Below are 16,102 nucleotides of genomic sequence, written 5' to 3'. Positions count from 1 at the left end.
GCTTAGGTGGGTCGGGAGTACGTTCGGTGAGGAAATGTGTGTCTCGCCGAACGAAGGAAACAACACCTCATGGCCAACGATCTGAAGGTCGTCGCGACGATCATCGCCAAGCCGGATGCCGTCGACGCCGTGCGCGACGGCCTGACGGCCCTCGTCGCCGAATCACGGAAGGAAGACGGGAACGTCTCCTACGAGCTGTTCGAGTCTGCGGTGGAGGCGGGCACGTTCGTCACCATCGAGGTGTGGAAGTCGCAGGAGGACCTCGACGGTCACATGCAGACCCCGCACCTGCAGCAGGCGCTAAGCGAGTTCGGTGCCCATCTCGCGGCTCCGCCCGCCATCCATCCGCTCCGACCCGTCGGCTGAGTCACGTCGCGCGCTCGCGTACACCAGCGCCGAGACGGCCAGCAGGGCCACCGTCGCCGCGATCGCGAGCCAGCCGGTCCCGCTCATCTCGCCCGACGCGATGATGCGGGCACCGGCGGCGGTGTAGCTCATCGGCATGAACGCCGCCAGATCGCCCCAGATCGGTGCCGTCGACGCGTAGGCAAATCCGCAGACGACGACCTGCACCACGAGGGCGACGACGTTGACGATCTGCCCGACGACGGCACCGAGCACCCGTTGAATTGCTCCCGCTGCAGCGAGGTAGGCCGCGGCGGAGACGATCAGGAATGCGCCTGCACCGAGCACGGGCCCGAGAGCGGCATCGGTGGCGAAGGCGAACGCGACCGCGGCGCTGACGCCCACGGCGGCGACGGCGGCAACCACCGAGAGCACCCGTGGGCTGCTGTCCTTGCCGAGGACGCGCACGAGGCTGACGCATCCGAGAGCGCCGAGTGCCACGAGGGCGGCGATCAGGTACGGGGTGGCACCGGTGCCGGTGGTCGTGGACGTGGCTGCGACGTTCTGGTCGGAGGTGGCGTCGTCGGTGGCGGCCGTGGTGCCCGGCGGGAGTGCCGCGGAGGCGTCGCGCACGTTGGTGGCGATGCCGTTGACGATCCCCTCGACCGGCTCGACCGACGTCACGAGCTGATCGGTGCCGGCCTTGAGCTGCTGGCCACCGTCGTCGAGCTGGCCGAGTCCGTCACGCAACTGGACCGTGGCGTCGCCGAGCTGTGCGGTGGCACCGAGGAACTGACTGTTGGGGTCGTTGAGCTCGGTCGACAGCTGCTGAGCACCGCCCTTGAGGGTCTGCAGCTGAGCGAGGGTGTCGGGACCGAACGCCTGAGTGTTGAGGTTGTCGATCACTCCGCGGATCTCGCTGGAAATCGCGTCGGATCCCGGATGCGGGAAGCGATCGACCGTGTCTGCTGTGGCGGCCAGCTTTGCGGTGAAGTCGGCCTGCAGCGCGCCGAAGCCGGCGAGCTGGTCGACGACCTGGTCGACGCCACCGCTGATCTGCGACGCACCGTCCCCGAGCTGACCGATGCCGTCGCGGTACTGCCCGAACCCGTCGGCGAGCTGGATGGTTCCGTCGTGAGCCTGGGTGATGCCGTCGGCGAGCTGGCCGACGCCGTCGTTGAGCTGCGTTCCGCCTGCGGTCAGCTGACCGATGCCGCTGGAGAGAAACGTGATGGGCAGCGAGGCGCTGTTGAGGCTGCTCCTGGCCTTGGACAGGGGATCGGCCGTCTGCTGCTGAGGTGAGGGTGCCTGCTCGGTCCCGGCGGCGACGGTGGTGGTTTCAGCGGATTCGCCGCCGAGGTCGTAGCCGGTGCCGAGTGCGAATGCACCCACTGCCACCAGAGGGATCGCCAGTGCAGTGAGTGCAACGGCAGGACGTCGGAAGATACGCAATTCACCCATGATGAGTTCGAGGCTAACTGCCAGGTGCGGCTCCGCCTACCACTCGACCACCGTCGACGCCACGTTTCCTGCCTGTGAGCTGGGACTTTAAGAGCTTTCTGTGGATTGCCGGTTGCGGGGCAACAGGTCCCAGACGTGCTCGGTTTCGTTCACCGAGGAGACCGACCTCGCGCCGCTGCGCGAGAACAGCACCCGCGTCACCGAGCAGTAGTCGATGGGGAAGCCGAGCACCTTCGGGGTCTGCAGAATGTCCTGCAGGAGGATGTTGACAACGCCGCCGTGAGCGAAGAGCGCGACGGTGTCGGTGTGCGCGGCGGCCGAGACGATGTCGGCCACCCCGGCCAGAACGCGGCTACGAAACGCCTGCTCGTCGACCTGTTCGGGGAGATGCCCGGCCTTGATGCGGTCGAATGCGTCGCGGAATTCGATCTTGGCCGACTCGATCGGCACGTACCCGCCGAAGTCGCGGTCGTATTCGGTCACGCGATCGTCGGGTTCGACCGTGAGGCCGAGCCGGTCGGCCAGTGGCTGTGCCGTCTGGACGGCGCGGAGCTGGGAACTCGACACGACTCGAGAAATCGGGAACCGAGCCACGGCACCTGGCACCCGCAGGGATTGTTCGACGCCGAGTTCGGCGAGAGCGGGATCGGCGGAGGTCTCCGACCGTTGTGGCAGTGCGTGCCGAACCAGAACCAGTTGCATCGACTCACCTAATCACGAGTGTTCGGCCGCTGCGCAGCACCATCGATTTGAAGGCCGTCACCTGACGAGGCCATTCGGCCTGTGGATTCCACACCATGCCGATGCGTCGACTGGCCGCGGGTTGGGTGAGCCCGATGTCGACGGTTCCGCCCTCGCCGGCGTGCGCGCGGATCCGGGGCAGGATGGCGATGCCGAGACCGGCCCCGACGAGCCCGCGCACCGTGTGGGTGTCCTGCCCCTCGAATGCGATACGCGGGGTGAAACCGGCCTCCGCCCACAACTCGTCGCAGATCGACCGCATCCCGAAGCCGTGGCCCATCGCGATGTAGCTCTCGTCGGCCGTGTCGGCCAGGTCGACCGATCTGCGTGCGGCGAGGCGATGATCGGCCGGAACCACCAGCATCAGTCTCTCGTCGTAGAGCTGGAACGAGTTCGCGTCGGTGTGCTCGGTGCTGAGGGAGACGAACGCCAGGTCCGATGCGCCGTCTGCCAGGCGGTCCAGGCAGCGTGCGCGTGCGCCCTGATCCAGATCGAAGGTGACGGCCGGATGATCGACGCGGAACTGTCTGATCAGCGCAGGTACGACGTCCTCGCCCAGGGTGTTCTGAAACGCCACCGCGATGCGGCCGCGGGCTCGGGCGTCCTGCTCGGTCAATGCGTCGATTCCGGCGTCGATGTCGCTCAACGCCCGCTGCAGGTAGGGAATCAACACTCGGCCGGTGCTGGTGAGCACGATGCCGCGGCCGCGTCGTTCGACGATGTCGACGCCGAGGATCGCCGAGGCGCGGGCCACCTGCCGGCTGACGGTGGGCTGTGGGATGCCCAGGACGTGCGCGGCGTCGGTGATGTGCTCGGTGTCGGCCACCGCGACGAGGGTCGGCAGCAGCGGTAGCAATTCGATCGCTTCGCGACGCATGTCCGAATCATATCGCTGCCGTATTGGATTGCCCGGGTCTCATGCATTGGACGAATACCGTGAGCGCTTCTAACGTAATCCGCATGACTACGACCGAGTCCGGCGTCCTGGGATGGGAGGGACACCCCAGGGGATCGCGCGAATACCGTCGGCTCGTGTTGGCGTTGCTGTTCGCCGGAGTCGCGACGTTCGCTCAGCTGTACTCGGTGCAGGGAATCCTGCCGCTCATCGCCGCCAATCTCGACATCACTCCGTCGCAGTCCTCGCTCGCGGTCGGGCTCGCGACGGTCGGTGTCGCGGTCTCCGTGATTCCGTGGTCGGTGGCGGCAGACCGGATCGGTCGAGTCCGGGCCATGACGGCATCGGTCCTCACCGCGACGACGCTGGGACTGTTGGTGCCGCTGGCACCGTCGCTCGAGGTGTTGCTCGGCGTGCGATTGCTCGAAGGTGCGGCGCTGGGCGGTCTTCCGGCCATTGCGATCGCATACCTCAGCGAAGAAGTGCATCGCAATCACACCGCGTTGGCAGCGGCGACCTACGTGTCCGGTACGACGCTCGGCGGTCTGCTTGGCCGCATCGTCGCGGGACCTGTTGCGGAATACACCAACTGGCGCATCGGTACGTTGACCGTGTCACTGATCGCGGCAATCGCCGCCGCGCTGTTCGTGTGGCTCGCTCCTCGGCCGCGAACGACGCTTGTGCACAGCCACATTCGCGACCTACCGAAACGGCTGTGGGTGAATCTTCGCGAACCGGGAATGCTGGCCCTGTACGGCCAGGGTTTCCTGTTGATGGGCGGCTTCGTCGCGATCTACAACTTCCTCGGATTCCGTTTGGAGGCCGTGCCTTTCGGGCTACCGCAGTCCTTGATCAGCCTGATCTTCGTGGCGTACCTCAGCGGTACGCTGTCCTCACGGGTGGCGGGCAAGCTCGCGACGAAGCACGGCAGGTCGGCAGTACTCGCCGGATCCACTGCGACGATGATCGTCGGAGTGGCCCTGACGATGGCGTCGAACCTCGTCGTCATTCTGACCGGCCTGGTGATCCTGACCATGGGTTTCTTTGCCGCCCACGCCATTGCGTCGGGGTGGACCGGCCAACGCGCCGTGCACGGTCGTGCACAGGCCACCTCGCTGTACAACCTCTTCTACTACGGCGGATCGTCCATCGTCGGTTGGATCGGCGGCGTCGTGTTCCAGTCCCTGGGATGGAACGCATTGGCGCTCTTCGTCATTGCACTGGCACTGATCGCAGGCGTCTGGGCCGCGTGCCTGAACGGTCGATTGGCGCAGCCTGTATCAGTAGGTTGAAGTATTCGCGGCAGCGATCGCAAAGAGAACGATCGCGCCCACGATGACGATGACGAACAGCGCGATCGAGACATAGCCGACGATCAGGCCCGCCGTCGCCAACCCGGATCCGCCTTCGCCCGTGCGCCTGATCTGGCCTCGCGAAATGTGGCCACACACCACAGCACACACCGACGCGATCAACGGAATGAACGTCAGACCCAGAATCGCCAATACGAGCGAGACAACCGCCAAGGTGTTGGTGGTCGGCGGGGCCTGATACCCGCCGGCATAGGGCGCATAGCCGTACTGGGGGTTGGGATACTGGGGGTTCTGGTTCGGCGGGTATTGCTGCTGTCCGGGATCCGGCTGATCACCGTCGGACTTGTCGAACGGACCGAAATTGCCCTGCGGATAGCCCATTGCGGGAGTCTTGCACCTCGAAACCGTCGCCGCAACAGCACTCGACCGTGGGCTATGTCCCGAGCTTGCCCCAGCCCACATACGCATCGACGGTCACGAACCCGGTCACCCGAGGCTGATCCCGAACCGGATACGGATTGCCGGTGTAATGCGTCGAAATGCGATCGATGTCCACCAGCTCCGGGTCGTCCTGGAGCTCGATCGAACCGTGCACCGTGATGTGGGTGTACCAACTGGCGTCGTCCAACACCGAAATCGAGACCTTCGGATTGGCCCTGATGTGCTCGAGACGCTTCCGAGACGCGTCGAAATTGAGCACGACCTTCCCGTCCTCCCACAGATACCAAGTGGGCGCGGTGATGGGCGTTCCATCGGCACGAACCACAGCCATGACTGCGGGATTCGCCTTCGTCAACATCTCAACAGCAGCATCGGGCAACGGGGGCTTCGGCATAGGACAACACTACGACCCCACCCGTCCATAATCCGACGAAATTCGCCCACAGTGCCCGCCCGAGTCCACTCGATGTGCCATTGACTGCCGAAAAGGCCACTGAATGTCACATCGAGTGCACTGGGGAACGGGGTGCACTCGAAAGCTCGAGTGCATTGGACGTGTTTCGGCGACTACAGGTTGGGCAGTTTGACTACCTGTCCGGCATAGGAGAGTCCGGCACCGAAGGCGAGCAGCAGAGCGGTGTCTCCTGCTTTTGCTTTGCCGGTACGCAGGAGCTCTTCCATGGCCAAGGGGATCGAGGCTGCCGAGGTGTTGCCGGTTTCGGCGATGTCGTTGGCGACCGGGGTGCCGTCGGACAGGTTGAGGCTCTTGGCCAGCAGTTCGGTGATACGGCTGTTGGCTTGGTGGGGGATGAAGGCGTGCAGTTCGTCGGTCTTGATGCCGGCGACGTCGAGGACTCGCTGCGCGGCCTTGCCCATTTCGAATGCGGCCCAGCGGAAGACGGAGATTCCGTTCATCCGGATCCAGGGTCGCTCCAGGCCTTCTTCGGTGATGTAGTCGTACCAGTCGGTTGTCTGAACGATGGCGTCGGACTGCGAGCCGTCGGAGCCCCAGACGGCGGGTCCGATCTCGGTTTCGTCGCTCTGTCCGACGACCACGGCACCTGCGCCGTCGGCGAAGATGAAGCGTGTGGTGCGGTCGTAGGGGTCGGTGGTGACGCTGAGCTGTTCTGCGCCGATGACGAGGACGTACTTGGAGGTTCCGGCCTTGACCAGGTCGGATGCGACGGCGAGGGAGTAGCAGAATCCTGCGCAGCCGGCGCAGATGTCGAATGCTGCTGGGCCCTTGGTGCCGAGTCCGTGCGCTACTTTCGCGGCTGCTTGGGGTGTGAGTTCGAGATGTGTCGAGGTGGCGACGATGACGGTGTCGACCTGATCGGCGGTGATTCCGCTGGCCTCGAGGGCTTTGCGTCCTGCGGAGATGGACATCTCCACGACGTTTTCCTTGGGATCTGCGAAGCGCCGGTTCTTGATTCCCGAGCGCGTTTGGATCCACTCGTCACTCGAGTCGATGAATTCACAGATCTCGTCGTTGGTCACGACTCTCTCGGGGCGGTGAACGCCGAGTCCGAGTAGTTTCGACTGTCGTCCCTGCGTCGTGCTGATCGCACCCATCTTCAATTTCCTCTCGTGCTACCGCGCCATCGCCGAGCTTCGGCTCGGGTCTTGGGCTACGGGCTCGGTGACACACGTTACGTGCGCCGCCTCGAGGGGTTCACACCAGTTCGGTGATGAGGGCTGCGACCTCGGCGGGTTTGTCGATCATGGCGTGGTGATGGGCTGGCATGACGACGGTGAACTCGGCACGCAGATACGCGGCGAGCCTGCGTTGAGTCTTGACCCATCTCTTGCCCCACGGGGATGGCCGTCCGGTGTGGGCTGCGGCGACGATGACCGGAACAACGAGTGGCAAACGCTTCCGAAGTCTGTTCAGTTCGACCGCGAGGTCGGGGTAGACGACATCCTCCACGAGTGCAGCTGTGAGGTAGGCGGGCCTGCGGTAGATGTCGTCCACCCAATCGAACGTCTCCTGCGGTGTGCCGTCGGGCGGTGTCGCCTGGTTGAGGACGCGGCGCACCCGCGGACCGGCCAGCTTCTGCACGCCACTCTTGCTGAGCACGGTTGCGATCAGGTGTGCGACCTCGACGCGCACGACAGCCGGGATGAAGCGTCGGGGGTCGGATTCTGCACTGGAATCGAGCAACAGAATCCCGCGGATGCGCGACGGGTACAGCCGGGCGACGGCTTCGGCATAGAAGCCGGCAATCGAATGACCTACGACGACGGCAGGCTCCGCGACTCCGAGTGCGTCCAGGACGCCGATAATCCTGTCGGCCTCCCCGCGGACGGTGGGCGTGGCACCGTCGGGCAGGGGGTCGCTGAGTCCGAAGCCGGGGCGGTCGAGCACGACCACGTGATGGTGGGCGCTCAGGATGTCGACGGTGTCGTTCCAGTCGAACCAATTGCTGCCGAGGCCCCCGCACAGAACGACTGTGGGGCCTGTCCCGCGTACCAACAGGTGCAGACGTTGTCCCTCCACCTCGACGTACTGACCGGGAGGATGTTTCACGGGAAACAACGCACCGCGTTCGGTTCGATCCCCGTTGTCCATGTCTGGTTCCCCGTCACGCTTTGCCGACCTGTTGACTGTTTCACGCTCCAGTTTCCATCATCTTCCCTGTTTTGCACACCCGGTCGCATGAACGGTCTTCGGGGGAAGGTCATTGACGCGGTTTGGCCAGGGGAAAGGCGAGTGTCTCGCGAATGCTGCCACCCGTGATGAGCATGACCACTCGGTCGACGCCCATGCCCAGACCGCCAGTCGGCGGCATTCCGTGCTCGAGCGCTTGCAGGAAGTCCTCGTCCAAGCTCATCGCTTCTTCGTCGCCGCCGGCCGCCAACAGCGACTGTTCGGTGAGGCGCTGCCGCTGATCGACAGGGTCGGTCAGCTCGCTGTACGCGGTACCCAGCTCCACGCCCCACGCCACGAGATCCCACTTCTCCGCGACGCCCGGGATGCTCCGATGCGGCCTAGTCAACGGCGACATCGACGTCGGGAAGTCCTTGTAGAAGGTGGGGAATTCGGTGTAGTCCTCGACGAGATGCTCGTACATTCCCTGCGCGACGGCTCCCGCATCCCAGGTCTTCTCGTACGGGATGCCGTTCTCGTCGCACAGGCGTTGCAGTTCGCCGAGTGGGGTCGACGGTTCGACGGGAACACCCAATTTTTCGGCGACGGCACCGTGCAGTGTCTTGACGGGCCATTCCCCTGAGATGTCGATCTCGATCATCTCGCCGTCCGGACCGTCGGGACGCAGAATGATCTCCCGGCCGTGCGCTGCGACGGCCGCGCGCTGAATCAACTCGCGGCACAACACCATTGCGCGTTCGTAGTCGCTGTGGGCCTCGTACGCCTCGAGAATTGTGAACTCGGGATTGTGTTTGAAGTCCGCTCCTTCGTTGCGGAACACACGCCCGATCTCGAACACCTTCTCCATGCCGCCGACGCACAGGCGCTTGAGATAGAGCTCCGGGGCGATACGCAGGTAGAGATCGAGATTGTAGGCATTGATGTGGGTGACGAAGGGCGCTGCGTTCGCACCGCCGTGCACCTGCTGGAGGATCGGTGTCTCGACTTCCATGTAGCCGTGATCGCTCAGCGAATCACGAAGCGACTTCACCACATTCGAGCGCGCAATCATCAGCGAGCGCGCATCGCGATTGATCGCCAGGTCCACGTACCGCTGCCGCACCCGCGCTTCCGGATCGGTCAGGCCGCGGTACTTGTCGGGAAGAGGATGCAAGCACTTGGCGTTCATTCGCCACTCGGTGGCCAGCAGAGACAACTCACCACGCCTGCTGTATCCGATGGTTCCGCTGACCTCGATGAGGTCACCCAGGTCGAAGTCGGCGTCGAATTCCTCTATTCGGTCGCCGACCCGTTCGCGGTCGAACAGCACCTGGATATCGGACGACCAATCCCGGATGACGGCGAAGGACACGCTGCCGTAATCGCGTATGCGCAGAATGCGTCCGGCGATCCGCACCGTAGTGCCCTGAGGCGAGGCCACCGCCGCCTCCACCGTGTGCGTCGGAGGATAGGCGACGGGATAGCCCTCGGTGCCCTCGCGCTCGAGGCGATCGAGTTTCGACATGCGCACGCGCACCTGGTCGGGACGCTTACGGCCCGGTATCGGCTCGTCTACGACGCTGTCGGGGCCGCTGCCGTCGGGATGAATGTCGTCCGCGTCGGCGAGGGCTGCAGGCACTGCCTCATGGGATCCGGTGTGCTTCGATGCGCGCCGAAAGGTCGGGAGAGTCAGAAAGCCTTCGGCGATGGCCGACGCGACGCCGACCTTGGGCAACACCCGATTCTCGGCGAAGCACAGGTAGCGCGGCTCCCACTCCGGAAGGTATTTCACGTTCGAGCGATACAGTGCCTCGAGCTGCCACCACCGGGAGAAGAACACCAGCACGCCGCGCCAGATTCGCAACACCGGCCCGGCCCCGATACGGCTGCCCTCCTCGAACGCGGCGCGGAACACCGCGAAGTTCAACGAGATCTTGCTGACGCCGAAATGATCTGCGCCGGTGGCGAGCTCGGTCACCATCAGCTCGATCACCCCGTTGGGCGACGCCGGATCACGACGCATCAGATCCAGCGACGCACCGGTACGACCCCACGGAACCAGCGAGAGGACACCGATCACCTTCTCACCCTGAACCGCCTGCACCAGAAGGCAATCGCCGTCGAGCGGGTCACCCAACCGGCCCAACGCCATCGAGAAACCGCGCTCGGTCTCGGTATCGCGCCACGCATCGGCACAGGCAATGATCTCTGCCATCTCCTCGGACGAAATGTCGCGATGACGACGAACGGTGACCACGACACCCGCCTTGCGAGCCCGGGTCACCGCCTGACGCACGGGGCGCATCTCGCGTCCATTGAGGTTGAAATCTTTGGTTCTGAGGATTGCTTCGTCGCCGAGTTCGAGGACGCTGAGACCGGCCCGTTTGTACGCGGTGGCCCCGATTTCACTGGCCCCCATGACAGCTGGGGTCCATCCGTACTTCTCTGCCAGGTCCAGCCATTCGGAGATCGCATGTGGCCAGGCCTCGGGATTGCCGATCGGGTCCCCGCTCGCCAGACACACCCCCACCTCGACGCGATACGTAACCGCCGCCTTGCCGCTGGTGGCGAAGATGACGCCCTTGTCGCGGCGAGTGGCGAAGTAGCCGAGCGAATCGTCGGCGCCCCACTTGCCCAGCAGGCCACGCAGAGCGGACTCGTCACGACCGGTGAGCGCGTTGCTGGACCGCTGAGACCGAAACAACGTGATGACGGCTCCCAGCAACGCCAGCGCTCCGAACAGACCCAACGCCGTGTTGACGATCCCGTTCGGCCGGCCGTCGAACTGCTCGTTGTCCACCGTCGCCAACGCCGTGACGCGATTGAACGCCCACAGAAACGTCTGACTCTCCGGCAGCGACCCGGGGAACAATGCCACCAGAGCCCACCCGACGATCGTCCCGACGGCAGCGCCCAGCACCAGGACACCGAGCGCCTTCCACACCGCACCGCGACGCACCCGTGTGTAGAACTCCTTGCGTGCGGCGATCAACAACCCCGTCACGACGACGTGGACAGCCAGCGCAATCCACGAATTGATGTCCTTCTCCGTGATGCCCTCGACGACATTGGTGATCGCCGTCAACACCAGATAGATCGTCAGCAACCACCAGGCAATGCGCTTACGACTCGCCAACGCCGCCGCCAGCAACCCGACAACCAGAGCCCACGACAGACTCGTATCGGGCGCATCGAAGTAATAGTTGTCCACGTACTCGCGAGGAACGTGAACCAGGAAGCGAAGAGTCGGCGACAGACTCCACAGAAACAACAGCACCGCGAACACGCCGAGCACCAACCCCGCGATATGCGGCACCTCACTCAACCGACCGCGCGCGGGTGGCACGAACGACCGCGGAGGGTTGGAACCGAACCGTTCCGAGGGAATTGCTGTCGCCGTCATATCTCACTCCCGAAGTCAGAATGCACCTGCGAAGTAAACGGTATCCCCGCCGACTCCGAATCAGTTGCCCATTGTCCGTACCCCCCATCCACTCAATGTGACCGACAGTGGCCTTTCCGGCAGTCAATGACACATCGAGTGGACCGGTGTGTCGGCTCTGTCGGCCGTTCTGAATTCATCCACAGGGCGTGAGTTATCCACAGGGCAAGTTGTTTCCCGTCGTTGTGTCCGATTTCTGTTCGTGGCACGGCGCATCATCATGTGCATGAAGCGGGGCGGGGCACGAATCGATGCGAAGGTAATCGCGGCTGCGTCGGATCGTGGCTTGGTCAGGACGGCGCATCTGCTCGATCTCGGGGTGGCGTCGAAGACCATTGTTCGACGCACCCTGCCGGAGGGAATCTGGTCGCGGGCACTGCCTGGGTTGGTGTTCTTGAAGAACCGATCGTTGACGCCGATCGAACGCGCCGTTGCGGTGTCCATCTACTGCGGGAACGATGCGGTCATCAGCGGTCGGGCAGGGTTGGCGCTGCACGGATTGGGAACTTCGGTCTCGTTGGAGGAGACGTTCGCACTCATTCCGGAGTCGCAGCATCGCAAGTCCGTGAGCTTCGCGGTGGTAGAGCGTACGTGGCGGATGCCGACGGCGGAGATCAAGTCGGGGCTTCGCGTCGCTCCGATCGTTCGGTGTCTGTGCGACGCGATTCGGCGAATGAAGAACACCGAGCAGTGCATGGCGCTGATTGCCAGTGTCGTGCAGCGAGGAGCTGCCACCGTGGAAGCGATCATGAAGGAACTCGACGCCGGCAGTACACGAGGGACGGCGATGCCGCGACGGGTGCTGCGGGAGTTGGCGGCCGGCGCGCATTCCGTTGCAGAGGCCCAGGCCCAGAAGCTGTACGCGCGCAGCGGACTTCCGGCGATGCAACACAACGTGGTCGTCCACGACGAGCGGGGAAAGTTCCTGTTGATCGCTGACAATTGGCTCGATGACGTTGCATTGGATTGGGAGATCGACTCGTTGGAATACCACCTCTCGCCCGCGGCGCACAGGGCGACGGTGGAGCGTCGTGAACGAGCGCAGAACGCCGGCCTCATCGTTGTGACGCATCTGCCGAGCGATATCCGGGACGATCCGGAACGTGTCCTGTCCGACCTTCGCGCGCGCTACGAGCAGGCCAAGGCGAGACCGAGACCGAACGTGACGGCCCGATCGCGGGATGACTCACGACCTATCGACGGTCGGGCTGATACACCCACACCATGTGTTCGCCGGTCTCGGCCGCAGCAGCGATCGGTCGATGCTCGATCCTGTCCAGAACGAAGCCAAGCCGCCTGGGTACGGCCTGACTTCTGAGGTTGGCTGCGTCGCAATGAATTTCGACTTCGGTGATTCCGTCCATCTGCAAGGCCTCCCGGATGAGCGCAGCGACGGCCTCGCTGATCACACCACGTCCCTCGGCCTGGGCGTCGAGCCAGTAGCCCAATTCGACTCCGTGCGGGCCGATTCTGCGATGCATACCGATCTTGCCCAGAAACGAACCGTCGTCCAGGTCGAAAATCCCGTAGTCGAACATTTCCCGGGCATCCCACTGCTCACCGGCTTCGGTGAGGCGAGCCAGTTGGGCCGAAGGACGGGCGGCTTCTTCGGTCGCCCACCCCATCCACGGAAGAAGGCGAACGAGATTGCGGTCGATCGCATCGGCAATGGCGGTGGCATCGTCGGCCGATTCGCGACGAATGACAAGGCGGTCGGTGACAATCCGATCGGGAGGGGCGTCGAGCATGGTCAGCAGTGTGTCAACAGTGCATTCGATGCGCCAACGAATTTCACTGCACTTTCACCCGCCCGCAGTCCACTCGATGTGCCATTGACGGTCAAAAAGGCCACTGAAGGTCACATTGAGTGGTCAACGGGAGGTGGGTCAGGAAGCCGACCACGATCGCCAGGACAGTTTGTCGATGATGATGACCGGTCCCTCGGGTCTGTTGTTTTTGTATTGGCTGTATTTCGTGACCAGGGCTTCCGTGGCCGATGTGCCTTCGTCGCTGGAGGTTTCGACGATGCGGGCGTTTCCGTCGGCGCGGATCCACCAGAGTTGGGACCAGTCGTCGGTGTAGTGGTCGACGATGAGGCTGACGGCGGGGTCGGCGCGAATGTTGTCGAGTCGCTGGAGTTTTCGTGTGGTCTTGGGTTTCCAGTCGATGGCGGTGTAGATGCGGTCACCGGTGGGGGCGACGGCGAACACGATGGGTACCAGGTGCGGTGTGCCGTCGGGGTTGATGGTGGAGAGTTGGGCTCGGGGTGCGTCGGTGAAGCGTTGGACTTCGTTGTCGATCTTCACGTTCGTTCCTCGGTTTATGCGGATTCGCTGTGGGTGCTGTGGCGGGTGATGAACTGTTCGAGTGCCGCCACGGGCATAGGGCGTCCGAGTAGGTGTCCTTGGCCGAAGGTTACGCCCATGTCGGTACAGATCTGCAGTTGTTCGGGGGTCTCGATTCCCTCGATGACGGTGTCCTTGCCGAGCGTGGTCGTGACCTCGACGAGGGCGGTGCAGAGTGTCGTCATGGCGCGACGTCGGTGCAGGTTGTCGCTGTCGAGGTGTTGGGTGAGGGATTTGTCGATCTTGAGGGTGTCGACGGGGAGGGTGGCGAGTCGTTCGAGAGAGGAGAAACCGGAGCCGAAGTCGTCGATGGCGATGAGGACGCCGCGGCGTCGGACGTCGCGGAGTTGATAGTGGACTGCGTCGAGATCGTGGAGTGTTCGTGATTCCGACAGTTCGAGTGCGAGCCGTCCGCGTTCGATGCCGTAGTTGTCGACGATGCCGATGACGTCGGTGGCGAGGGATCCGGTGGCGAAGTGGGCCGGGCTGATGTTGACGCCGACTTGGAGGTGGATGTTTCGGCTCTGCCAGTCGGCGATGGTGTGCGCGACTTCGGCGAGAATCCACATGCTCAGCGGCACGATGAGGTCCGCGTCCTCGGCGAGAGGGATGAAGGTGTCGGGCATCAGCAGGCCGAGTTGGGGGTGGTTCCATCGGATGAGTGCTTCGGCCCCGACGACCGATCCTGTCGTGAGTTCGACGATGGGCTGGTAGACCATGGTCAGTTCGCGCTCGACCATGGCGGTGCCGCGCAATCGTTCGATGAGTTCGAGTCGGGTGCGGTTGGTGTGGTGCAGCTCGTCAGTGAAGACGTGGTGTTCGTTGCGCCCGACGGCTTTGGCGGCGTGCATGGCTGCGGCGGCGTTGTGGAGAAGTTGGGTGGCGTTGATGTCGGCGTCGGTGCTCGACGCGACTCCGACGCTGGCCGTGAGGATGAGTTGCCGAATACCGAGTTCGAATGGGGGCTCGAAGACGCTCGCGAAACCGGCAGCCAAGGCGCGTGCGGCAATGGAGTGGCATCCGCGTGCGATGACGACGAACTCGTCGCCGGTGAGTCGGCCGATGGTGTCGCCGGGGCGGGTGGAGGCGAGGAGCCGCTCGGCGATCATGCACAGCAGTTCATCGCCCTGGGCGGGTCCGAGGGCGTCGTTGAATGCTCGGAATCCGTCGATGTCGACCAGCAGGACGCTGAACTGGCGGTCCGGAGTGCGTCCGTCGATCTCGGCGGCGATGAGGGCGAGGATCTCGGCGCGGTTCGGCAAGCCGGTCAGCGCGTCGCGTTGAGCCGCTGTACCGGACACGGCAGCGGTTCCGGACACTGCGGCGACATGATGGGGCGGCGCGTCGTGCTCTCGACTCACTGTTCCCCCTCATGGCCGGATAGCCAAGAGTGATACTAGCCGAAGAGTTTGCTTCAGCGCTATAAACAGGGAACATCCCCTTTTTTAGTTCTATTACATCACACTGTCCTCGGTTTGGGTGCAGTTTCGGATGCGGTCGATGTCCGCTCTTCGACCCGCCAGATCGCGTTCTCGACGCCGTCGCTGAGTCCGAGCACCCACCGCGCCGCCGACCGACCTTGGTCGAACAGCGACTGCGCAACGGTGGTCAGACCGGCGGCGGCAGCGGCGGGGGAGTCGTCCCACCCGGTGACGGCCAGTCGCGCGGGAACGTCGATTCCGGATGCCGACGCCGCGTCGAGTGTCCCGAGTGCAAGTTCGTCGCTCATCACCAACAGCGCGTCGATATCGTTGTCGTGCAACAACAGTCGCGCTGCGCGGTCACCTTCGGCTCGGGCGTTGTCGGTGGTGAACAGGGTAGGGACCGTCGACCAGTCGATCCCGGAGTGCAGACATGCGTCTCGGTAGCCCTCGAGTCGGGATCGGGTCACCGGCATCGATATGTTCGACGCGTCCGCGCCACGCACGACGGTCGATTCGCGTCGGGTATCTGGTCTGAGAGCGATGACTGCTGGGCGAGATCGGCCGTTCAACGCGGCGATGGCGACGGCGCCGGCGGCTGCTCTGTCGTCGATCGCGATCCAGTTCAACCCGGGATGGTCGGGCCCGCCTTGGATGCACGTCGGGCGGCCGGTCTCGACGAGGACGTCGAGCAGGGGGTCGTCGATCTCGGTGGTCCACACGACATACCCGTCGACCTGTGCGTCTCGAATTCGCGCGATGTCCTTGTCGCGGTGCAGGTTCGGCAACATCACCAGCGCGGTGTCCGCGTCGAGGCAGGCGTCGGCGATGCCGGACAGAAAGCGTCGCGCCTGGGGATCCTCGAAGGCGTAGGTGAGCTTCTCGCCGAGGACGACGCCGATGCTGTTGTGTCGACCACTGCGCAGCGACCTCGCCGTGCGGTTGGGACCGGCATATCCCAGGGTGGCCGCCGCCTCGCGCACACGTTCCCGAGTGGCAGCCGAGACCCGGCTCGGTCGGTTGTAGGTGTAGGAGACGCTCATGGTGGACACGCCGGCGGACGCCGCGACGTCGGCCATGGTCACCCGAGTGTTCACCGACCCACTGTAGC

Annotated in this window: 14 protein-coding genes; 2 read left to right on the top strand and 12 right to left on the bottom strand. The window is 64.2% G+C overall.

The features are described 5' to 3' along the window. The first annotated feature begins 69 nt into the window (after positions 1-69). Complete coding sequence (locus tag MTX34_RS23725) at positions 70-366, top strand: putative quinol monooxygenase (protein WP_243595719.1); 297 nt, start codon at positions 70-72, stop codon at positions 364-366. Here the strand turns inward: MTX34_RS23725 and MTX34_RS23720 are convergent. The 3 genes from MTX34_RS23720 to MTX34_RS23710 all read right to left on the bottom strand — a co-directional run bounded on the left by MTX34_RS23720 (position 301) and on the right by MTX34_RS23710 (position 3,424). Continuing rightward, positions 301-1,806, bottom strand: coding sequence for a phage infection protein (locus tag MTX34_RS23720; RefSeq protein WP_243595720.1), 1,506 nt, complete (start codon positions 1,804-1,806; stop codon positions 301-303). The genes MTX34_RS23725 and MTX34_RS23720 overlap by 66 nt on opposite strands. Before the next feature lie 87 nt (positions 1,807-1,893). Beyond that, positions 1,894-2,508, bottom strand: coding sequence for a histidine phosphatase family protein (locus MTX34_RS23715; protein WP_243595721.1), 615 nt, complete (start codon positions 2,506-2,508; stop codon positions 1,894-1,896). A gap of 4 nt (positions 2,509-2,512) precedes the next feature. Beyond that, positions 2,513-3,424, bottom strand: coding sequence for a LysR family transcriptional regulator (locus MTX34_RS23710; protein ID WP_243595722.1), 912 nt, complete (start codon positions 3,422-3,424; stop codon positions 2,513-2,515). Positions 3,425-3,507: 83 nt separating this feature from the next. Here MTX34_RS23710 and MTX34_RS23705 point away from each other — a divergent pair, with 83 nt between their 5' ends. After that, positions 3,508-4,734: an MFS transporter gene (locus MTX34_RS23705; protein WP_243595723.1), complete on the top strand. Its 1,227-nt coding sequence runs from the start codon at positions 3,508-3,510 to the stop codon at positions 4,732-4,734. Here the strand turns inward: MTX34_RS23705 and MTX34_RS23700 are convergent. The 9 genes from MTX34_RS23700 to MTX34_RS23660 form a co-directional block, all read right to left on the bottom strand. Beyond that, positions 4,723-5,136, bottom strand: a complete 414-nt coding sequence (locus MTX34_RS23700) for a DUF4190 domain-containing protein (RefSeq protein WP_243611051.1) — start codon at positions 5,134-5,136, stop codon at positions 4,723-4,725. The two genes, MTX34_RS23705 and MTX34_RS23700, sit on opposite strands and share 12 nt — an antisense overlap. Positions 5,137-5,188: 52 nt before the next feature. Continuing rightward, positions 5,189-5,590: a TIGR03618 family F420-dependent PPOX class oxidoreductase gene (locus MTX34_RS23695; RefSeq protein WP_243595725.1), complete on the bottom strand. Its 402-nt coding sequence runs from the start codon at positions 5,588-5,590 to the stop codon at positions 5,189-5,191. A gap of 173 nt (positions 5,591-5,763) precedes the next feature. Next, entirely contained in the window at positions 5,764-6,768 is a 1,005-nt protein-coding gene (locus tag MTX34_RS23690) for a beta-ketoacyl-ACP synthase III (RefSeq protein WP_243595726.1), read from the bottom strand. Between the two features lie 100 nt (positions 6,769-6,868). Then, on the bottom strand, positions 6,869-7,765 hold the full coding sequence (locus MTX34_RS23685; protein WP_243611050.1) for an alpha/beta fold hydrolase: 897 nt from the start codon (positions 7,763-7,765) through the stop codon (positions 6,869-6,871). A gap of 109 nt (positions 7,766-7,874) precedes the next feature. Continuing rightward, the gene (gene lysX, locus MTX34_RS23680; RefSeq protein ID WP_243611049.1) at positions 7,875-11,186 is read right to left on the bottom strand and encodes a bifunctional lysylphosphatidylglycerol synthetase/lysine--tRNA ligase LysX; all 3,312 of its coding nucleotides are present in this window, start codon (positions 11,184-11,186) and stop codon (positions 7,875-7,877) included. Positions 11,187-12,418: 1,232 nt separating this feature from the next. Continuing rightward, positions 12,419-12,973 carry a GNAT family N-acetyltransferase gene (locus MTX34_RS23675; RefSeq protein WP_243611048.1) on the bottom strand — a complete coding sequence of 185 codons (555 nt, stop codon included), beginning with the start codon at positions 12,971-12,973 and terminating at the stop codon, positions 12,419-12,421. Positions 12,974-13,111: 138 nt separating this feature from the next. Next, positions 13,112-13,531: a TIGR03668 family PPOX class F420-dependent oxidoreductase gene (locus MTX34_RS23670; protein WP_243597433.1), complete on the bottom strand. Its 420-nt coding sequence runs from the start codon at positions 13,529-13,531 to the stop codon at positions 13,112-13,114. A 14-nt stretch (positions 13,532-13,545) separates the two neighbouring features. Beyond that, positions 13,546-14,931, bottom strand: coding sequence for a bifunctional diguanylate cyclase/phosphodiesterase (locus tag MTX34_RS26070; protein ID WP_243611047.1), 1,386 nt, complete (start codon positions 14,929-14,931; stop codon positions 13,546-13,548). Positions 14,932-15,029: 98 nt separating this feature from the next. Next, entirely contained in the window at positions 15,030-16,088 is a 1,059-nt protein-coding gene (locus tag MTX34_RS23660) for a substrate-binding domain-containing protein (RefSeq protein WP_243611046.1), read from the bottom strand. Positions 16,089-16,102 lie beyond the last annotated feature (14 nt).

This window comes from Rhodococcus sp. ARC_M5, from assembly GCF_022810405.1.
Classification (GTDB): Bacteria; Actinomycetota; Actinomycetes; order Mycobacteriales; family Mycobacteriaceae; genus Rhodococcoides; species Rhodococcoides navarretei.
Note: the sequence above shows the minus strand (reverse complement) of the source record. Positions and strands in the feature narration are given on the sequence as shown.